Origin of the sequence: Raoultibacter massiliensis (genome assembly GCF_900199545.1) — a bacterium.
GTDB lineage: Bacteria > Actinomycetota > Coriobacteriia > Coriobacteriales > Eggerthellaceae > Raoultibacter > Raoultibacter massiliensis.
Genome location: NZ_LT962671.1, coordinates 404915 through 425732 on the forward strand (window position 1 = coordinate 404915; position 20818 = coordinate 425732).

General features: G+C 57.2%; 19 protein-coding genes. 13 read left to right on the top strand and 6 right to left on the bottom strand.

From position 1 onward, the window contains the following. Window positions 1-5 precede the first annotated feature (5 nt). Complete coding sequence (locus tag C1719_RS05825; RefSeq protein ID WP_180963493.1) at window positions 6-920, top strand: LysR family transcriptional regulator; 915 nt, start codon at window positions 6-8, stop codon at window positions 918-920. 426 nt (window positions 921-1346) lie between these two features. On the opposite strand, the gene C1719_RS15540 is transcribed toward C1719_RS05825, so the two are convergent. From C1719_RS15540 to C1719_RS15680, 6 genes are all read right to left on the bottom strand, one after another. Continuing rightward, entirely contained in the window at window positions 1347-1538 is a 192-nt protein-coding gene (locus C1719_RS15540) for a zinc-ribbon domain-containing protein (protein ID WP_146007849.1), read from the bottom strand. 61 nt (window positions 1539-1599) lie between these two features. Then, window positions 1600-1947 (bottom strand): 4Fe-4S dicluster domain-containing protein, encoded by a 348-nt coding sequence (locus tag C1719_RS05835; RefSeq protein ID WP_102374263.1) that lies wholly within the window; start codon window positions 1945-1947, stop codon window positions 1600-1602. Window positions 1948-1950: 3 nt separating this feature from the next. Continuing rightward, window positions 1951-4311 carry a molybdopterin-dependent oxidoreductase gene (locus C1719_RS05840; protein WP_245874382.1) on the bottom strand — a complete coding sequence of 787 codons (2361 nt, stop codon included), beginning with the start codon at window positions 4309-4311 and terminating at the stop codon, window positions 1951-1953. A gap of 314 nt (window positions 4312-4625) precedes the next feature. Continuing rightward, entirely contained in the window at window positions 4626-5093 is a 468-nt protein-coding gene (locus C1719_RS05845; RefSeq protein WP_102374264.1) for a zinc ribbon domain-containing protein, read from the bottom strand. Window positions 5094-5363: 270 nt separating this feature from the next. Further along, window positions 5364-5801 (bottom strand): FKBP-type peptidyl-prolyl cis-trans isomerase, encoded by a 438-nt coding sequence (locus tag C1719_RS05850; protein ID WP_102374265.1) that lies wholly within the window; start codon window positions 5799-5801, stop codon window positions 5364-5366. A gap of 101 nt (window positions 5802-5902) precedes the next feature. Continuing rightward, on the bottom strand, window positions 5903-6076 hold the full coding sequence (locus C1719_RS15680; protein ID WP_180963494.1) for a hypothetical protein: 174 nt from the start codon (window positions 6074-6076) through the stop codon (window positions 5903-5905). A 238-nt stretch (window positions 6077-6314) separates the two neighbouring features. Here C1719_RS15680 and C1719_RS05855 point away from each other — a divergent pair, with 238 nt between their 5' ends. From C1719_RS05855 to C1719_RS05910, 12 genes are all read left to right on the top strand, one after another. Beyond that, complete coding sequence (locus C1719_RS05855) at window positions 6315-7586, top strand: MFS transporter (RefSeq protein ID WP_102374266.1); 1272 nt, start codon at window positions 6315-6317, stop codon at window positions 7584-7586. A 331-nt stretch (window positions 7587-7917) separates the two neighbouring features. Then, a complete protein-coding gene (locus C1719_RS05860; RefSeq protein ID WP_102374267.1) occupies window positions 7918-9426 on the top strand; it encodes a response regulator transcription factor in 1509 nt (502 codons plus the stop codon). Between the two features lie 220 nt (window positions 9427-9646). After that, the gene (locus tag C1719_RS05865; protein ID WP_102374268.1) at window positions 9647-10858 is read left to right on the top strand and encodes an MFS transporter; all 1212 of its coding nucleotides are present in this window, start codon (window positions 9647-9649) and stop codon (window positions 10856-10858) included. 595 nt (window positions 10859-11453) lie between these two features. After that, the gene (locus C1719_RS05870) at window positions 11454-13784 is read left to right on the top strand and encodes a molybdopterin-dependent oxidoreductase (protein ID WP_102374269.1); all 2331 of its coding nucleotides are present in this window, start codon (window positions 11454-11456) and stop codon (window positions 13782-13784) included. Next, complete coding sequence (locus C1719_RS05875) at window positions 13785-14132, top strand: 4Fe-4S dicluster domain-containing protein (protein WP_102374270.1); 348 nt, start codon at window positions 13785-13787, stop codon at window positions 14130-14132. Window positions 14133-14205: 73 nt separating this feature from the next. Continuing rightward, window positions 14206-14940: a TorD/DmsD family molecular chaperone gene (locus C1719_RS05880; RefSeq protein WP_102374271.1), complete on the top strand. Its 735-nt coding sequence runs from the start codon at window positions 14206-14208 to the stop codon at window positions 14938-14940. Next, complete coding sequence (locus C1719_RS05885) at window positions 14921-15256, top strand: DUF1883 domain-containing protein (protein ID WP_102374272.1); 336 nt, start codon at window positions 14921-14923, stop codon at window positions 15254-15256. The genes C1719_RS05880 and C1719_RS05885 overlap by 20 nt, the downstream gene beginning before the upstream one ends. A 57-nt stretch (window positions 15257-15313) precedes the next feature. After that, complete coding sequence (locus C1719_RS05890) at window positions 15314-17680, top strand: molybdopterin-dependent oxidoreductase (protein ID WP_102374273.1); 2367 nt, start codon at window positions 15314-15316, stop codon at window positions 17678-17680. A 2-nt stretch (window positions 17681-17682) separates the two neighbouring features. Beyond that, window positions 17683-18180, top strand: a complete 498-nt coding sequence (locus C1719_RS05895) for an oxidoreductase (protein WP_102374274.1) — start codon at window positions 17683-17685, stop codon at window positions 18178-18180. 173 nt (window positions 18181-18353) lie between these two features. Continuing rightward, on the top strand, window positions 18354-18788 hold the full coding sequence (locus C1719_RS05900; protein WP_102374275.1) for an FKBP-type peptidyl-prolyl cis-trans isomerase: 435 nt from the start codon (window positions 18354-18356) through the stop codon (window positions 18786-18788). 11 nt (window positions 18789-18799) lie between these two features. Beyond that, on the top strand, window positions 18800-18997 hold the full coding sequence (locus C1719_RS05905; RefSeq protein ID WP_102374276.1) for a hypothetical protein: 198 nt from the start codon (window positions 18800-18802) through the stop codon (window positions 18995-18997). A 247-nt stretch (window positions 18998-19244) separates the two neighbouring features. Continuing rightward, window positions 19245-20744, top strand: coding sequence for a helix-turn-helix transcriptional regulator (locus C1719_RS05910; protein WP_102374277.1), 1500 nt, complete (start codon window positions 19245-19247; stop codon window positions 20742-20744). Window positions 20745-20818 lie beyond the last annotated feature (74 nt).

Consider the following 20818-nt stretch of genomic DNA (forward strand, 5'->3'; position numbering starts at 1 on the left):
CCGGTGTGAACATAGATCATCTGCGGGAATTCATCTACCTTGCCGAAACGTTGAGCTTCAGCGCGACGGCGAAGCGATTTTACGTGAGCCAATCGGTGCTCAGCAAGCACGTTGCATCCATGGAAGAGGAACTCGGCGCCAAGCTGTTCGTGCGCGATAGCCACCATGTCCGTCTCACCAAGAGCGGCGAGGCCTTTTTGGAAGAGGCGTGTACTATCGTGGGCAGCTACGAGCGCGCTCTGGCGCGTATAACGGCCATCAACCAATCGTACGAATCGGTGGTGCGGGTCGGGTATCTGCGCAATGCGGCGCGACCGTTCCTCGCCCTGTTCCTGAAGTGGATGAATAAAGAAAAACCCGAGATCAGGGTTTCTCTTTCCTGTATGGAGTACGGGGAGCTCTACTCCGCTTTGGCCATGCGCAAGGTTGACCTTGCGCTGGCGATCGATTTGGATACCGATATGAAATCGCGGTGCGATTCGTTCTTCATCTACGACGATTGCTTCGATGCGATCGTAAGCTACGACCATCCGCTGGCAGCGTTTAAGGACGAGGGGATCGAAGCCGCCCAGCTCGAGGGGCAACAGCTGCTGCTTCCCGACCCTTCGGCGTATCCCGGTTTGAGCAATTTCGTCGAGGGGCTGTTGCCTCCGAGCGGTTCTTCCCCCGCGCGCCAGTATTACAGCGATGTGGACACGATGTACCTCGATGTGGAAATGGGCAAGTGCGTGGCGTTCTCCTCTGAGCACAACATTCCCGTGTTCGGCGACAAAGCGTGCTTTTTGCGCATCAACGACAGGCCGTCGTGCTACAGCGTGAACGCCTTGTGGCTCAAGGAGACGAGCGAGGATATCGTTGCGCCGTGCTTGGAAGCGCTCGAGTACTGCCGCAATCGACTGGCAACCCAAAAGGACGCCTGACCACCTTTTTGACCCCGTCTTCTATCACATGGGCTTAAGGCCGAACCAGCTCGCGTGCGTTGTCCTTCCAGGGGGTTGTCGGCGGCGCTGCCTCGTTGCGGCAAAAACGCCCCGACCCGCCTTTCGGGCGGGTCGGGGTACGCATGCGGGTTGTCTTGCGCGCAAGGCGCGAGCGGTTATTGCCCTGGAGCTTTGGGTGCGCCGGGGGCTCCAGGCGGTTTCGGGGCGCCGGGCATGCCGGGGGCGCCTGGAGCTTTGGGTGCGCCGGGGGCGCTGGGGGCACCCGGGGTTCCGGGTGCGCTCGCTGCGGGCAGTTGAGCCCCGCACTGCGGGCACGTTGCATCGAACTGGCCGCACGTGGCTCCGCATTCGGGGCATTTCTTATCCGATTCGATTGCTGCTGGTCTGAAACACATGATGATCTTCCTATCTCTTGTCGGTGCTTTCCGCTTTCAAAGAGGTGGCGCGCCCTGGGGGAGCGGGTAGGAACGTTCCGCATTGGGGGCACGCAAGGGCCCGGGCATCGTTTTCGTAGCCGCAAAGCGGGCAGGTGCCAGGCGCAAGCGGGGGCGCAACCTCACCTGTGCACTTGCCGCATCCGATGCATGTTTGACACATACCGTATCCTTCTCTTCAACGAGTCGCGGCGCCGCCGATCTTCGGGCGGCGGCGCCGATATTTAGGCTTCCAGGCAGTACAGGACCTGCTTGGGTTTCGAAGCGAGATCCTTCGCGAGGTCTTCCACCTCGCCGAATTTGAGCACGTGCGCTTGACAGTGCTTCACGCACGTCGGCTCGGTTCCGCCTTCGGCCATCCGTTTGGCGCACAGGTCGCACAGGTCGGTGAACACGGGCATGTTGATGTCGGTCCAGGCATCTTCGCCGATCTGGTAGATTCCCTCTTCGTGGATCTTCACCCCGCAGTGGCCTTCGGGGAAATCGGCGTGCGTGGTTTCGACGGCGCACGCCATCTCGCACGTGTGGCACCCAGAGCACCATTCGTAATCGATCAGAATTCCCTTTGGCATCGTTTATTCACCAACTTTCGCATAGGAGCCGAGCGGATTTGCGAGGGTGTTGTGATCGCCCTGTTCGCATTTGTACACACGGCACAGTACCGTCTTGTAGTTCGAGCCGAAGCCGGAACGGCCGGGATCGTAGGCGAGCAGCTGGTTGATGTTGTAGTCGTACATGCCGCTGAAGCCGCCGTCTTCCCATCCGGCTTGTTCGGGCATCCACCAGCCATGATCTGTCGAGCAGTAGCGCGGATCGAGGGCCTCGGTCAATTGCACGCGTCGCTTTGCACGGCCGCGATGGTTTTCCACCCACACCCAATCGCCTTCTGCGATGCCGTACTGCTCGGCGGCCTTGGGGTGCATCTGCAAAACGGGGTCGGGCCGCAGGGCGCGCAAGCGAGGCACCTGGCGATGCTCGGAATGGAAGAGCGACCAGGTGCGGGCGCCCGTGGTCAGGATAAGGGGGTATTCGGCATACATTTCAGGGTCGGCGATGGGGCCGGGGGAGGGTTCGTCGAAGCTCGGCACGCACTCGATGCCGATCTGGTTGAAGTAGGACGACCACAGCTCGATGCGTCCGGTCGCCGTCTGGAAGCCCGGCTGTCCGTCGGCGCGCAGAAGGCCCTTCTCGTATTTCTTGTACTCGAAGTCGAGGTAGGTCGGGGCCGCCTCGCGCAGCTCCTCGAACGTCATATCCATGCCTTCGAGGATGTGGGAGAACATTTCCTCCTCGGTGTCCCACGGGTAGAACTCGGGGCAGATGCGCTTGCCGATTTCGAGGTTGATCACCATGTCGGACTTCGCTTCGCCCACCTGTATAGCCTTGTTGATGGTCTCTCCGCGCTGCACGCCGTCGCCGATGCGGATGCCGTTGCGCTCCGCGAACGTGCATGCGGGCAGAAAGACGTCGGCGAGCGCCTGCACCGTCGGGGTCATGTACAGGTCGACCGAAACGATGAATTCGAGCTTCTTGAGCGCGTTGTAGGTGCGGCGCGTGTCGGGCGAGGAGTTGATGAGCGGGTTGGTGGTTTGCAGCCAGCCGGCTTTCAGCGGGTAATCGTTGCCCAGCTCGTCTTTGCCGGTTTCGAGGCATTCGATCGTCACGTCGGTCGAGGCGTTCTTGAAGCCGTAGCGGTACAGCGGGTACTTGTGGATGCCGAGTCGCTTTTCCTTCTGCTCGTCGGAGAGGTTTTCGCCGCCCCAGCCAGCATAGTAGGGAAGGATCGACGGCGGTGCGATCATGCCGCCGGGCACATCGACGTTGCCGGTGATCTGGAAGATGGCCGAAAGCGCCTGGCATGCGGGAACCGCTTCCCTGCTCATGTCGACGGAAACGCCCCATTGCATGATCATGCCGTCGGCGTTCGCGATCATGCGGGCGGCCTCGACGATCTTATCGGGGGTCACCCAGCAGATTTCAGCGGTCTTTTCGGCGGTGTAGGGTTCGCATGCCTCTTTGAGCTGATCGAAGCCGTAGCACCAGCAGTCGACGAACTCTTTGTCGTAGATCTCCTCTTCGATCATGACGTGCAGGATGCCCATGGCGAGCGCGGCGTCGGTACCGGGGCGCAGGGGCAGAAAGATCTCTGCCTTGGTGCCGAGCCACGTCATCTTCGGGTCGACCGAGATGATTTTCGAACCGCGCTTCATGCAGTCGACGACCCAGTGGCCGTACAGGCCGTCGGAGTTGGACACGATGGGGTTGTTTCCCCAGAGGATGATGCATTCGGGCGTTTTCCAGCGCGGGTCATCGTAGCGCTTCGTGAACTGCTGGGAGTAATCTCCCACCCAAAACGAACCCGAGGTGCACATGGAAGAAGCGATGCGCGGCACGAAGCAGGCGCAGCCTGAAAGGGCGAATACGACGTTGGGGCTTCCGAAAGACCAGGCGAGGTGGCTGATCCATGGAGCGATGTCGCGGCCGGTTCCTTTGAAGAACAGCACCGATTGCGCGCCGAACTCTTCCTTGTACGCCAAGAACTTCTCGGCGATCAGGTCGTACGCCTCATCCCAGGTGATGCGTTGCCAAGCATCTTTGCCGCGATCCTTCGGATCGCGCTTCATGGGGTAGACGACGCGGTTTTCGTTGTAGGCGGATTCCATCAGATCGAGGCAGCGCACGCAAAGGCGCCCCTCGTTGAACGGGTTGTCCGGGTCGCCTTCGACTTTGACGAGCTTGCCGTCCTTATCGGTGTACATGAGCAGGCCGCAGCCAAGGTGGCAGCCAGGGCCCGACCATGCGCTTCCGCGCGTTACCGTGTATTCGCCCTCCTGGTAGCGCCAAGGCTTATCGTGCTCGACGTACTCGTACTTGTCGGGGCGGCCGATTTTCTCCCCCGTGTGTCTCTCGTGGGAGACGTCCTTGAGATCAGCCAACTCTCTCTCCTTTCTCGTCCTGTCTTGCTTAAGCGAGCGCGGCGTCTTCGCTGCGTCTGCGAGGATGCGACCGTGCGTCGCGCCCCGTAAGCGCCGAAGGGCGCGGCAGCAGTCGAGCTCTTGCTGTTAAGTGTAGGAAGGAAACGGGTCAACTCGCGTTTCGTTAAATGAAAGGAGTATTCCAAAAAGGAAAGTGATTATTCACGGGGCCGCCGATCCGAAAGAACGCCTCGAACCGACGGGGCATGTAAAGGATTTGACCGCTCGCGGCAGTGTGCTGCAGAAATCTGCGTTGGGGAGCGCCGCTTTTCCGGCTAGACCGCCCAGCGTTTCAGCGTAGCCAGGTGCATGCGCAGTATAGCCCTCGCCTCATCCTCGGAGTACGACGAGCCGTTCTGGGCGTTGAACTCGTCGAGAAAGCAAAGGTTCGTCTCGATCATCTCTTCTATGGTTTTGTCGGCATCGGTAAAAGAGCCGTTTTGATAGCAGTGCGAGCAGTATTCGACGTTCGTGCTTCCGTCGGCCTCGGTAGCCAAGTCCTCTGTGGCAAGAAGCGTCATCGAACAGCTTTGGCAAACCGCGGGCTCGTCACCTCCAAGAAGGCTGTTGATCGATACGCGGAATTTCTCCGAGATGAGCTTGAGCGTTTCCGGGTTCGGTGTGGTTTTCCCTGTCTCCCACCGAGAGACGGCTTGGCGCGTTACGAACAGCTTTTCGGCCATTTCGTCTTGCGTGAGTCCGTTTTCGGCTCTCAGGTTGGCAAGAATCTCTTTCGTTTCCATGATCGGAGCGCTCCTCTGCTCGGGTGGTTTCGGTTCGCGTGTTTGCATGGAACGAGTATACGGTGATTCGAGAGCGAAGGATAGCAACGGGGTGTTGCTTTGCGGCATATAGTGCTGCCATCATATTGTTTCCCACGCGGCTTGGTGCGCCACCCTTTTATTGGATGGGCGGGGCTGGGTGGAGCCGTCGTTGTCTGCTCTTTTTGGTTGAGGCATTCGAGTTTACTGTGCAAGGAGTGCGATACGCGATTTGCCACAGGCTGTCCCTGCTTACGTGTTTGCGCCGTCCGATACTTCGACGAGTTTTATCCAGTATGCGATGTCCTTGCCTGCAAGCGGGTGGTTGAAGTCGAGTGTGGCGACTTGGTTTTCTATGCTGACGACCTTCACCGGGATGGGTTCGATGTTGCGCGGGGAGGTCCATCCGATTGTCTCGCCGACGGGAAGGTTGTCGCCGTTCGGTATCTTGTAGGTGGGGACCTTCTGCACGGCGCTTTCGTTGTATTCGCCGTATGCCTCGCTGCAGGGCAGCTCGAGCGTGCGCTCTTCTCCTGGCTCCATTTCGGAGAGAGTTGCTTCGAGGGCGCGCATGACTTGGTGCCTTCCGATTACGATCTCATGGGGTATTCCTAGGCAATCGTCGAATACGGTGCCGTCGGGGAGGCTTCCTTTGTAAAGGAAACGGATGCGTTGTCCTTCGCGAACCATGGTGGCTGTCTCCTTTCTGAAATCGGGTCGGGGTTTCTCCGACCCGATGCGTCTGCTTTCCGCATGATTCCATGCTGCGTTTCGCAGCGAACGCCGCTGCGTTAGTGCCAGCGCTGGGAAGTCAGGAAGAACCCCTCGACGGGCTTTATCTCGCTGTCGTCGTCGATGAGCGCGGCGGCGTTCTCTTGGGCGTTTCCGCAAATTTCGCTCACAGGCGCCTTCGTCTCTTCGGTTTCCTTGGCTTCTTCGGCGGTCTTTTTCTCGTTGTCGACCATGGCTCGTCCTCCTCTGATCTGAAATGGCAAGCGGTCTGCAGCGGATCTGCTTGAGGGCGTCATTCGAGCGGCGATCCTGCGGCAGACGGCTTCATTCGTTTGATGGTAAACGCATTCGGAAAGCATGCCTATCGTATGCGAAGTATGAGATTGCGAAGCGATATCGGCATTCTCAGTCGATATCGCGCCGGCTTTCAAGCCCTTAAGCTGAACGGGCAGGCAGGCGAAAGGGGGAGTGGTGAGAAAGGAAGCCGAAAGCGAACGTGGGAAAGCGGGGCACCAGAGCCCCTTTGTCGTGGGTGTCGTGCTGCTCGTCGCTGGCGTGGCGGTCGCTGTAATCCAGTACAAGGTACCGACGATTCTCACCGATCTTATGTCGATGTTTTCCATGAGCCCCGAAGTCGCTTCGTGGCTCATGTCGATATTTACGCTGATGAGCATTTTCGTGGCTCTCCCCTCGGGCGTGCTCGCACAGCGCTTCGGGGCGAAATCCATGATGATCGTCGCCCTGGGCATTGCCGTTGCCGGGTCTCTCATCGGGTTTTCGGCGGGCACGAGCGCCGTGCTCATCGCGTCGCGCGCCGTTGAGGGGGTCGCGCTGACCGTTCTGACGACATGCGGACCTATCGTGGTGCAAACGTGCGTTCGGCGGGACAGGGTCGGTACGGCGATGGGTATTTGGGGTATCTGGGGGTGTCTTGGCTCGACGATCGCTGCCGTTATGACGCCGACGGTGTTCGAGTCTTTCGGGCTTGGCGGCACATGGATTCTGTTCGCCGGCTTCGCTGCTTTCGCGGCGGTGCTTGTAGCGGTGTTCGTGCGCATGCCTCGCATCCAGGCTTTCGGTCGTGAGGACTCGGGTCGGTCCGTTGCGCCTTTTCGCAAGGATGCAGCCCTTTCCGACGCGCAGCGCGCCGAGGCGCCCCCCGGCGCTTCGAAGCCCCGCTATCGCGAGCTGTTTACGCGCGACATAGCGCTGCTCTTCGCGGGCCTCGCCTCGTTCAACATATGCCTTCTCGCCATCCTTGCTTTCGTGCCCACGATTCTCCAGATGCAGGGGTTCGATCCCACGGTGTCGGGTTTTATCAGTACGGCTCCGATGCTCCTTTCGGTGGTGTCCTCGCCGCTGCTCGGGGCGGTTTCCGATAGGCTGGGGCGTAGCAAGCCGCTGCTTGTGGCGTCCATGCTCGTCATGGGTCCTTGCACTTTTGCTCTTTACGTTGATACCGGTGTGCTCATGTGGTGCGCGGTCGCGCTCATGGGGTTTGTTGGCATGGGCAGCGTGGGCCTGTTTCTTTCGGCGTATGCAAAGATATTGCCTCGACCTGAGTTGGCTTCGATTGGCATGGGGGTGCTTGTGCTTGTGCAGGGCGTCGGTCAGTTTCTCGGCACGTTTCTTGTACAGGCGCTCCTCGGCCCCTCTTTGACCGAATGGACATTTGCAGGAGGGGTTCTCATGGTTTTGGGATTTGCTGGTTCGTTTGCTCTGTTCCTGTGCCGGATACGCTAGACGTCCTGCGACCTTTCGATGCGTGGCGAGCATGCCGTTGCCCACCTCGTAAACGCGGTTCGATATATTCGGCGACGGATGTTTTCATACTTCACGTATGATGGTTTTTCCTGAGCTGGGATAGTACGGTTGCAGCAATGCCCTTGCAATTCGGGGTTCATCTGCGAGCTCGTATGCACGGTCGGGTTGATGGGGACAGACGAGGTTGACGGCGTGGCGGCGGGTCGGTTCTTTCATTGGATTCCGATTTGGGTCTTCGCCGAATCAGGCATATGCGACGGTTGCTTTCAGCCGACAAGCAACTGTCGTCCGTACATGAAGGGGGTCATGTATGAGGGTATCCTCTCTCGACGATGAGTTTACCGAAATTCAAGAAAGCCAGATCGGCGCAACGGAGAAAGACTTTGAAGCGGTGCTGCTCGATGGGTGCTTGGGCTTTGGACTCTCGATAGGCAACGCCGTTCTCATTTTGCTTATGGCAATCGGTCATAGCTCCGATGCGGGGGCAGGCAGCTTGATCGCCGTCTGCACGGCGTTGGTTGCGGCGATAACGTTGCGGGTTGGTCAATTCCTCACCGATCGGCTTCAAACCATTGCGGGGAAAAATGTAATCGTCTACGGCCAGGCGGCCAGCTTTACCGGAGCGCTTCTGCTTATCTGTTTCGGCATTGATGTTGCAGCAGCTGCCCTTGCGGGCGTGGGTCTTGTGGCAACGGCGTTTCTCTATGGTAGGTTCCTGGCAGGCCTCGCGCGCAAGGCCCTTGCACTTGTGTTCGACGTCGTGTTCATGTATGCGGGCATCATGCTTCTTGTGCTTTCCCAGCTCGCTTTCTGGTTCTCGTTCGCAGCGGTTGCCGTGGCGGTTGTCTTGTCGGTTACGATCTCTCTGCTCTACTCCCGCAAACGCTATCAGCTCGATGATTTGGTGAGTGCTCGGGAATCGAAGCGCCGCAGTATAAAGGTGAAAGGGAACAACCATACGCTGCTGCTGCTCGGCTTTATGTTCAGCGCGGCGCTCATGGTCTTCTTCGTGGGCTTTGCTGTCGAAATCGCTATGCTCGCAATCGGCGCGGCGGTTGGACTTGCGGGAATACTATCGCTGCTGCTCGGTCAAATGGACGAGCGCATGTACAAGGAGACGATGAAGAAGAGCGTCGCGTTTACGGGTGCGCTTTTCCTTCTTCCGGTACCTCTTTTGCCCGATATTGGCAAGCTTGCCGTTCTGTCAGTTTACGTATGCGTTATCAGTCTCAACATTATTGTGCTGGTCAATGCTGTAGTGGAGACGTCTCGTTTCGACATGATCTCGCCGATCTGGCTTTTCGGTCAAGAGGGATCGGTATTTTTCACCGGCATCTTTTTGGGTGGCGCGCTGTTCAGCGTGGGCAGCCTTCATTTTGGGGACGTGCAGGGCGCATGGTATGCAACTTGCATCGTCGCGGTTGTTGTTGCGGCGTGGATGCAGATTCGCGTTAACTATCAGATATACCCGTTCGAACCCGTCATCGAAACGAAGCTCGATGAAGAAACGCGGGCGAATATCGAGCATGACGGCCAGAGAAAAACACTATGGCAGCAGAAGCGCCAGCTTGCCTGTGAGCGATATGGTTTATCTCCAAGAGAACGAGAGATACTGCAGATACTGCTCAAAGGCAGGGATGCCAAGTACATCATGGACACCTTCTACATATCGCAGTCGACGGCCAAGACCCATATATACAATATATACCGTAAATTCGGAATCCACTCGAGGCAGGAACTGCTCGATTTCATCGAGGGCATGGAGCTTCCCGAAGGCTTCGGCTGCAACGAAGAGGGAGATGCGGCGGATTCAGATTAAAGATGTTTTCGTCCTCGTACGCGAAGGATGAGGAAGCGAAAAAGCATCTCATCCTATCTTCGAAGTAGTTTTTCCTCATTTGCGACCAATTCCCGATGTGTCCTTCGCCGCGGAATAATCGTTTTGCGCTTCGGATTGTGCGGTTCGATGCGCGAAACCTCGTTATGCGGGGCCATAACGCGAGGGGAAGCATAGCGATCATTCGTTAAGGAGGACTCTTATGGCAGTAAAAACCAAGAGTACGGCTTCTAGCTATGGGTGGGTCATTCTAGCCGTTACGTTTCTTGCAGGCTTCACCGCGCCGGCCAATATGGCGAAAGTTACCGCGCTCGCGCCGGTCGTCATGGCGACGTTCGGGTTCGGTCCCGACACGCTCGGCTGGGTCATCGCGCTGTTCTACGTGCTCGGTTTCATTATGGCGTTTCCAACAGCGGGACTTATCAACCGACTGGGCATCCGCAACGTCGTTCTGATTGCAATCGGCTGCGCTGCAGTCGGGTCTGTTATCGGTGCCATGACGACCGACGTGACCGTTTTTATGATCAGCCGTTTCTTTGAAGGTGCGGGTATGGGCGTTATGGGGGTGGCGGGCGCTTCCGCCATTGCTCCGTGGTTCGCTCCTGAAAAACGCGGGTTTCCGCTTGGCATTTGGGCGATGTGGGTTGCTCTTGCCATGTGCATCTGTCCGATCCTGTACGGCTGGGTGGTCGACGCGCTTGCTATGCCGTGGCAGACGGTATGGTGGGGAACGTTTGTGTTCGACATCATTGTGGGGGTTATCTTCGTCGTCTTCTACCGCGAGCCTGAACGGCCGTTTGTATCCGACGAGGAAAAGGCAGCGGGAGCTGGCAAGGCAAGCTTCAAAAGAGCACTGAAGAATCCGATGCTGTGGGCGCTCGGCTTGATTTTCTTCTTCGATGAGGCGGCGTTTATGGCGATCAACGGCTTCCTGACTACGTATTTGACCGAAGAGCTTTCAACTACGCTTGTTTTCGCGACGGGGATCGCCTCAGCCTTCGGTGTTGCGGGTGCAATTTGCGCCCCTCTATGCGGAAAGATTTCCGACTGGTTGAAAACTCGTAAATGGGTTTTGCTGTTCGCTCTCGTCGGTGGTACGGCGTATACCGCTGTTGTGTTCACAACCCAGGATCCGAATCTGTACTGGGGAATCATGATCCTCGCTGGTATAGCGGGAGGATTCGTTCCCTCGATCATCTGGGCGGCGACTCCCGATACGGTGGAGCCCGACGATGTTCCCGTGGCGAATGGTCTGGTGGCCACCACTCAGAACCTCGGTATGTTCGTGGGTGCCATATTCATGGGCAACGCTATTGCAGCCTTCGGCTGGTCGACGGCTTCGTTTGCCGTCCTCGTTCCTTGTTATGTAATCTGCATCGTGATCTTCTTCATTGGACTGCGCAAGCTGCGCTAAACGTGCTGAGATGCTTTCGGGTTCGAAAGGCGGCTCTTCGGGGCCGCCTTTTCTTTTCCGGTTGTCCGCCTTCATGGAAAACCGAGCAAATCAATGAGCCCATAAGTAGCTGAACAGGTAAAACGCTCTCGTAAATACGTTATTCGAACACGAAGTATGAGGTTCTCGACTGCCGATTTGTTGATTTCGCTATTTGCGTACGATACCCAGTCGTCTCTTTGCGGACTAGATTGCCATCAAGGTTATGCTTCCCGGTTATTGCACGGCAACGCAAGCTCCGCAAAGAGCTATGCGGGGCAACCGCACAGCCCATCGCACAGGTGCGTCCGCAGCGCGGGCTTAGCCGGGCGGTGCGAAAACAACGTTTTGAAAGGAGCTGATGCAAACGATCGCCGGGTCGTTGCCTTCGGGGACAAACGGCTGCTGCCCTGAGTGCCGTTTCGTTCGCAGCGTGTTCGTGCTGCGGCCCCTGGGCTTTCGACCGAACAGAGCGCCGCTTGTTTCAATATGACGGCGTGCAGGCTTTGTCGCTGCAGAAGGGCCTTGGCCCGTGCGGCGGGAAAGAAGCAGAGAAGACGAGCAGGGAGGAGAGCTTATGAAGATATTCAAAGGGCAAGGAACCGCCGACCTTGGTAAGCCGTGGCGATTCGAAGAGGACGGGCTTACGGTGACCCGTGGATGCGCGTGGTCGCCTCCAGGGTGTCATCCAACAGGATGCGGCATTAAAACGTACGTCAACGATTCGGGCGAACTGGTGAAAATCGAGGGCGACGAAAACCATCCCATCACAAACGGGCGGCTGTGCGTACGCTGTCTAACCATACGCGACTACGTGTACAATCCCGACCGCATCCGTTATCCCATGAAGCGTGCCCGCGAGGATCGCGGCAAAAACAAGTGGGAACGCATCACTTGGGACGAGGCGTATGACCTAATCGCCGAGAAGGTAAAGTATTACAAGGAGACCTACGGAGCCGAATCGATACTGCTTATGGGCGGAACGGGCCGGGAGGGCGGTCCGATGCTTCCCGCGTACGCCCATGCATGTATCGGCACGCCGAACGCTTGCTATACGCAGTCGGGATATTCATGCTACATTCCGCGTGTCGCCGGAACCACCTACGTGCTCGGCGCCACGTATCCTGAGATGGACTACGCAGGCGGTCTGCACGGGCGCTATGACGATCCGGCGTTCGAGCTGCCTGAACTCATCGTGTTCTGGGGTAAAGAGCCGCTTCCGTCTAATGGCGATGGTTTGTTCGGGCATGCGGCCATCGATATGATGCGCCGCGGAGCGAAGCTTATGAGCATCGATCCGCGTGTTAATTGGGTGTCGACGCGTGCCGATTGGCACCTGCGTTTGCGCCCAGGTACCGATACCGCTCTTGGCATGGCGATGCTAAACGTGATCATCTCCGAAGATCTCTACGACCATGATTTCGTTTCGAAGTGGTGCTACGGATTCGAACAGCTTGCCGAGCGTGTGCAGGATATGCCAGTCGAGAAAGCTGCCGAGATATGCGATCTCGATCCTGACCTCATTCGCGAGGCGGCGCGTGTGTACGCGAAGGCAAAGCCTGCGCAGATAGCGTGGGGCCTTGCTATCGACCAGAAGTCAAACGGCGTGCAAGCGGGCCATTGCGTACTCGCGCTCGAAGCGATAACCGGTAACATCGATATCCCTGGCGGGCAGCTTATCGGCGATGTGAACGACGGCCTCGAGCTTGGTTTCGGATGGAACAACCTAGGTCCTGAGCTGCAGAGTAAAATCATGGGCATCAAGGAGTATCCGGCGTATGTGGGGCTTGTGCTCAACGCCCAGTGCGACATGGTGCTCGACGCCCTTGAGACGGGCGAGCCCTACGCGTTCAAGATGGGCGGGTTCGAGGATACGAATTTCTTGGCGGGCACATGTGCGGCGCAGCCGAAGCGTTGGCACGATGCAATGGTCGAGAACCTCGAATGGTGTTTTGGCATTGACGTGTGGATGACTCCGACGATTCAAGCGTGTTGCGAGGTCTTTCTGCCGCTTTCTTCTACCGTGGAGCACGATACGGTGGTTTACACGCACTACGGCGCTTCCCCGATCATGGCGGGCGCAGTGAACAAATCGATTACGGTAGGCGACTGTAAGGGCGATTGCGAGATCATGTACGAACTCGGCAAGCGCTGCATGCCCGTTAATTTTGAAAAGTACGCCGATTACTATGACTTCTTGGCTGATTACCGTTTGGGGTACAAGCAGACGTTCGAAGAGCTTCGCGAAGAGGTCGTGCATCAGAAGATTGAAACGTTGTCGTATCGGAAATACGAGACGGGGAATCTCCGTCCCGACGGTCAGCCCGGCTTCAACACTCCGACGGGACGCGTCGAGCTGTATTCGACAATGTTTCGCCAGTTCGGCGAAGACCCATTGCCGTATTACGAGGAACCGCAGCTGAGTCCTGTTTCGACGCCTGATCTTGCCGAGCGGTTCCCGCTTGTGCTTACGACCGGCGCGCGTACCTATTGCTACTTCCATTCGGAGGGAAAGCAGATTCCGTATCTGCGCGAGATGAATCCCGATCCGCTGATTGAGATCAATCCATCCGACGCCTTGAAGTACGGGGTTACTGACGGGCAATGGGTCGAAGTCGAAAATCCCTTTGGCAAGGTCGTTCTTAAGGCGAAGGTGTCTCAGATTGTAAAGCCGGGCGTCGTTCATGCCCAGCATGGGTTCTGGTTTCCGGAAAAAGATGCCGAAGAGCCGAGCTTGTATGAAGTGTGGCGCTCGAACATCAACGAGCTTGTACCGCATAAATACATCGGCAAGCTCGGGTTCGGTTCTCCGTTCAAGTGCCTTCTGTGCAGCGTGAAGCCGGTAAGCGAGAGCTATGACACCGACATGATGGAAGTTTGGGATCGATTCGGAAAGTTGGTGGTTTAAATGACGGCGTATGGCTTGCTCATCGACTACGAGTACTGCACAGGCTGCCAATCCTGCGAAGTAGCGTGCAAAGAAGAGCATGGAATACCCGTTGGACAATGGGGCATCCATCTGCTTGACGACGGCCCGTGGGAATGCTCGGACGGCAAGTTCAATTGGAACAAAATTCCTACGCCAACCCGTTTGTGCGATCTGTGCGCCGAGCGCACGGCGAAAGGGAAACAACCGAGCTGCGTACACCACTGCCTTGCGGGCGTCATGCAGTACGGAACGGTCGAGAGCCTTGCGAAGGAGCTCGACGAGAAGCCGAACCAGGTGTTGTTCGTGCCTAAGCCGTATCAATACTGAACGGTTTGATTGAGCGACGTTTGGGCCGAGGTCGACGCAAGCCGACCTCGGCAGGTGAGCCGAAGGAGGCGCGATGAGCGAATTCGAAACAACGGGAGCCGCCCGCATTGGGGCTGCCGAAGACCGCTTCGAAAACTATGCGATGCTTTCACGTTTGTTCCGATCCGAACTCGATGCCTCCTTACTGAGGGTCCTTGTCGAAAGCCCGGTTATCGAGCCGATGGAAAACGCCCATTTCAACGAGGGATACCAACTTATCAGGGGGTTTCTCGACGGAGTCGACGACGTCGATCGGAATAGATCAGTGCTTGCCATCGATTACTGTCTTGCTTTTCTGGGCTATGGATCGAATCCAGAGCGCGATGACGAGAGCACCGGCATGCTTGCGGCGTATCCGTACGAGTCGGTATACGTTTCGGGGAGCAAGACGCTTGCCGGGGGCGCTTCGGCGAGCGTTGCCGCCGAGTACCGCTGCTCGGGCTTTATGCCGATGCGCGAAAGAATCGTCGCTGACGACCATATCGCCTGCGAGCTCGAGTACCTGCAGCACCTCGTTGGCAAAGAGCTTTCAGCCCTTGAGGCGAAAGAGGAAGCTACGGTACTCGATCTGCGTAAACGCGAGCTCGAGTTCATCGAATCGCATCCGCTTGCGTGGATCGGGGCCTTCGAATCGGCGGTCATGAGCTTTGCCGAGACCGATTTCTATCCGGGACTCGTTCGCATGACGCGCGGTTGGTTGGAAATGGAAGTGCAGGAGCTCGGCGGAGCAGCGAAGGCAGGAGGAGACGATGAGCGGGCTTGGACCTGACGGGCGCGGCTGGGACCCGAAAGCCGTCGAGTACGATCTCGGCGAAGCGGGGCCCGGCAAGAGCATCGTGATCGAGATTACCCGATCGGTCATGGTGCGCGTGCTCGACGATGAGAATTATCGTCGCTACAAGGCAGGGGAGGAGCCGATGGCATTTCAGGGACGTCTGCACGCCTCGCCGTATCGGTTCCCCCTGCCAAAAGAAGATCGCTGGCACGTGGTCATCGAACCGAATACCTATTCGGGTATTGCGGAGTTCAGGGTTCGCGTGCTCGATGATGCGGCCATTTCCGGGCAAGCGCGCTTTGTGCGCTGATTCGGATGCGGTCGCTGGTAGGTAAAACGAAAATGCAATACGAGAAGGAGCGATAACATGCGAGAAGAGGATTACAAGGCTGCTGCCGTTGTAAAACTGGATTCGCTTTCAGATGTCAACGACATCGGTAAGCCATGGCGCTACGAGGACGAGGGACTCACCGTTACCCGCACTTGCCCCTGGTCGCCTCCGGGGTGCCATCCTGTGGGATGCGGTCTTAAGCTCTACGTCAACGACGAAGGTCGGTTGGTGAAGGTTGAAGGCGACGAGAACCACCCGGTTACGCAGGGGCGCCTGTGTCCCCGGTGCATCGCGCTGAAAGATTACGTGTACAATCCTGCACGCATCATCCATCCCATGAAGCGCGCCCGAGAAGATCGTGGCAAAGCGGATAAGTGGGAAGAGATATCGTGGGAAGAGGCGTTCGACATCGTCAAGGAGAACTACGAGCGCATCACTTCGCAGTACGGCTACGAGAGCGTCGTGGGCTTTTCCGGCACGGGCCGTGAAGGCGGCACGATGAGCCTGTATCCCACGATGGTGTTCGGGACGCCGAACTACTGCTACACCCAGTCGGGATACGCGTGCTACACGCCGCGCCTGGCTGCCGTAGCCTATATTACCGGTTGCACGTACCCCGAGTGGGATTATGCGGGCGCGCTTCCTGGCCGTTGGGATGACGAGCGCTATGTGCAAACCGAGGTCATTATGCTCTGGGGCAAGGCTCCGCTCGAGAGCAACCCCGACGGCTTCTTTGGGCATGCGGTCATCGACGCGATGCGCCGTGGCACCCGTATCATCAACATCGATCCGCGCGTGAACTGGCTTTCCACGCGCGCTGACATCCATCTGCAACTGCGTGCCGGCACCGACACGGCGCTCGGTATGGCTATGCTCAACATCATCATATCCGAAGATCTCTATGATCACGACTTCGTCGAGTATTGGTGCTACGGCTTCGACGAACTCGCTGAGCGCGTAAAGGAGATGCCGCCCGAGAAGGCTGCCGAGATCTGCGAGCTTCCTATCGAGAAGATCTATGCGGCGGCGCGCATGTACGCTAACGCCAAGCCCGCTGCAATCATGTGGGGGCTCGCCGTCGACCAGAAGACGGACGGCATGCAAAACGGTCAGTGCATCATCGCGCTGCAAGCGATTACCGGCAACCTTGACCGTCCGGGTGGACAGCTCCTTCCCGGTGCCGATGCCGGGCACAATGAGCTCGGGTTCGGCTATGCGGAAAGCATCGGTGACGAGCTTATGAGTAAGATGATCGGGCTGGATCAGTACCCTGCATACTGCAACATGATCCTTAACGCGCAGGCGGATCTCATGCTCGAAACGCTCGAAACAGACGAGCCCTATCCGATCCGCATGGGTTTCTACATGGGCAACAACCTTATGACCTGTACCTCGATGGAGCCCAAACGGTGGCATGACGCCATCGTCAAGTCGCTCGAGTTCTGCATCGGCATCGACACGTTCATGAACGCTTCGATCGAGTCGAGCTGCGACCTGTTCCTGCCTATTGCGACCGTCGCCGAGCGCGAGGGAACGGTGTTCACGCACTATGCGCCGTGCACTGTAACTGCGGGATTCATGCATAAGGCAGTCGATTGCGGCGGGCTGCCTTCCGATATGGAGCTTGCTTACGAGCTCGGCAAGCACTTGCATCCCGAGCGCTTCGAGAAGTGGGCGAATGCTCACGAGCTCGTCGAGCACTTCCGTCTCGGCGTTCAGGAGCATGGCGAGTACTTCGATAAGGTGTCGCAATGCGTGGTCGCTCAGGTTCCGATTGATTACTACAAGTACGAAAAAGGGCTCTTGCGCGCCGATGGGCAGCCTGGGTTCGCGACTCCGACTGGTCGCGTCGAGCTGTGGTCGACGGCGTTCCATCAGTTCGGTGACGATCCGCTGCCATACTACATTGAGCCCGAGTTCGGCCCGGTCAACTCGCCCGACCTTATGGAGGAGTACCCCTTCATCCTCACCACGGGCGCACGCACGACGGCGTTCTTCCACTCCGAGCATCGCCAGATTGCCTACCTGCGCGAACTCAATCCCGATCCGATCTGCGAGATCAATCCGGCGACTGCGAGGAGCCTCGGCGTCGCGGACGGGCAATGGGTGCGTCTCTGGAACCAGTTCGGCGAGTGCCTCATGAAGGCGAAGGTATCCGAAATCGTCGACGAGAAGACCATTCATGCGCAGCATGCATGGTGGTTCCCCGAGGAGGATGGAAGCGAGCCCAACCTCTACGGAAACTTCCGCTCGAACATTAACAACCTCCTTCCCAACGGCCATATGGGCAAGCTCGGCTTCGGCGCTCCCAACAAGTGTCTGATCTGCGCTTGCGAGCCTATCGTCGAGAGCTATGACACCGATATGAACCTGATCTGGGAAAAATTCGGAAAGCTGGTGTAGACATGACAACGTACGGACTTCTGATCGATTACGAGTACTGCACGAACTGCGGATCGTGCGTGGTCTCCTGCAAGGAGGAGCACGATTATCCGGTTGGCAAAAGCGGCATCACGCTTTTGGCCGACGGGCCTTGGAAGATGGACGATAACGACAACTGGAACTGGAATACGTTTCCGATGCCGACCGACTTGTGCGATCTATGCGCGGAGCGCACGGGCAAGGGCAAGGAGCCCATATGCGCTCACCATTGCTTGTCGGGCATCATCTATTACGGCACAGTCGAGGAGCTCTCGAAGAAGCTTGAGGATAAACCGAAGCAGCTCTTGATTGTTCCCCAGTACAAACCGCGTGAGGCTCGCGGCGAGTTTGTGCATAAGGAAAACAAAACCGACGGGCATCATGCGGCCCATGTCGAGGTTGACGGTACCGGTGAAGCGGCATTCGGCGCACATCGTCATGATGCGAAAGTGGGCGAGTTTGAGGTTGAAGAAGACCTCTAGATAGTAAAGGCGTGCCCGCCATGCACGTGGTTGTGCGTGGCGGGCGTCTGCAGGTTGTGCCGGACGGCTGTGCGGGGTCCGTATCGATCAGGCGGGTAAGCGTCGTCGATTGAGTTCGCTTTGCCGTTCTCGCTTTGGGCTTGGAAGGCACTGCATAGGGAAAGCGGGGTTGTATGGATAACGAACGGCTTGGAAAGATAGCTTATATACGGTATCGCGGAGGCGCGCAGGGAGAACCCGAATTGATCGACGATCGCTCAAAAGGAGAGCCCCTTGCCGTGGTCATCGGCGATCATCGCATACCGAAGGGTATCGAGGATGCGCTTTTCGATATGAAGATAGGCGAAAAGCGGAATCTGGTGATTCCCAGCGAGCTCGGTTACGGCGTGTATGACGATAAGGCCGCGCAGTGGTATCTCAGGACGGCTCTCGAGGACGGGTATTCTCTTGAGCGGGGATCGATTCTCGTATGGACAAACCCCGAGAACCAGTCTCAGCGTCCGGCTCGCGTTACCGATGTGACGAAGGATGGCGTGAAGATAGACATGAACCATCCGTTTGCTGGGAAGACGCTCGAGTATTGGGTCGAACTCGTTGATCTTGTCTGAGGGATGCAGCGATGTGCTACCCCTGTACCCAATGCGGTCGCTGCGGAAAGTTCAACGAGGATAGCCCCCTGTACACGCCGCCGCCCGATATCCCCTGCCTGAAGTGCGGCGGCGTCGTCGACGGAAAGACCGGCGTGTGCGCAGATTGCGGGCATGTGGCGTTCGAGTCTGCGGGCAAGGGAGGCGATGATTCTCGAGAAGACGAATGATCGGACGTGCGGTCGGCCAACCTGATTGCTTCGCAGCGTCTCTTGTCTCCCTCGATTAATCATCTCCGAGACTGGGCCGTTTGTCTCTCTACGACTAAACAGCGATGGTTTTTTACCCTCGAATTGATACAATCGTGCACGGCATCGGCTATGCAATGCGATTCAGGGACAGCCGACTCCCGGAGCTGATGCTGCATGGCGAACTTTCGTCGATCGTTCGCATTGGGGCTTGACGTAAAGGGGGACTATGTCTGGCAACGAAAAGGCTGCTGCGCCTGATGGGGCTGTGGGCGCCGGCTTCAAAAATCTCAATCTCGAAAGCATTGGAATTGCACTGGCGATAACGTGGTTCGGTGCGCTCCTGTGGAGTCCGAGCGCGGCTCCCACGTACTTTCTCGAGAACGGCATGGATTTGCAGGTTCATGTGCTCAGGTTGCTTTTCCTGCTTGCTCTTTGCGCGGTATATCTCGTCGTCCAGTTCTTTCCCTATATCGTTCATAAAAGAACGCTCAAAATCGTTGCAGTGTCTATCGGCACAGCCGTATCCCCACTGCCGATGCTCGGAAATGTTGTTCCTGCCTTCGCCGAGTTTTGCAACGCGTTTCCCGTGTTGTATTACGCGTTTTGGGCGGGAGCTGGCTTTTCGACTGCCGTTATGATGTTGATCTGGGGATACGATATGTCAACGAAATCGAATTCCCAGCAGGGCGTTGTGAACATAGCTGCAAGCTGTATTTTTTCGGGAGCAATGTATGTGCTGTTTGCTTTTATGCAACGCCCAGCGGCAGCGGTTCTCATTATGGTGCTTCCTTTGGTGATGCTTACGGTATGGGTAATGTGCTTGGGTCGGAAAGACGGATTGGCCGTCGAGGAGCCCGAGCAGGTCAAGAATCCTACGGCTCTAACCAATATGCGTAAAGTGTTGGGCAAGGGTTCGACTGTGTTTATCTTTTCTTACGGGTTCATTATGGGCGTGGCGGGTTCGATCGGTACGCAGTTTTCCATCATGCAATACTCCTACATATTCGTTGGCGTGTCGTCGATTACGGCAGGAGTCGGTATGTATGCGCTGTTGAAGTCGGGGCGCCTTCGGGTTGGAAGAAGCATGTTCATGGGTTTTCTTCCTTTTGCCGTGCTCTGCTTGTTTCTGTTCTCGATCGTGAACGATGGCGGGAAGATAGCGCTTCTTTTCGTGATCTTCTTTGTTGTTAACAGCTATAACGTAATGAATACCGCCTATGCCGATTCCGGAAAAGGCGACCACGAATTCAACAGGACGTATGATCTGTTCAGCTGCGAATCGCGTACCGCTGATATGGTGGGAAGCGCTCTCGGGTGGCTTGTTGGTTCGGTGGTGCAGTTCGTCATCGATCCTCGATTGGGTCCATACTGTTTTTTTCTGATTGCCGTTCTTTTGGTCAGCATCAGCATCCTGTCGTTCTTTCGTACCGAAACCGAGTTGCTCCAGGATGCGGAGCCGGGAAAGAACTACGATGCGTTTAGGTCGGTCATGGGGGAATGGGAAGAGGTGTGCGATCGCCTCTCCGAACGATATGGCCTTTCGGCGCGTGAGAGCGAGATATTCCTGCTGCTGTCCCGCGGGCGTGATCGGCAGTACATTCATGCGGTTCTCTACATTGCTCCCAGCACGGTGCGGACGCATACATATAATCTTTACCAAAAAATGGGCATTCACAGCCAACAACAGCTCATCGACATCGTCGAGGCGGAATTCCTCAAGAAGTAAAAGAAGTCGCATTGATATGCGGTTTCGAAGATTTCCTGCAAGTTGACGGGCAAGGATCTTCTCTGGGGTTGGCC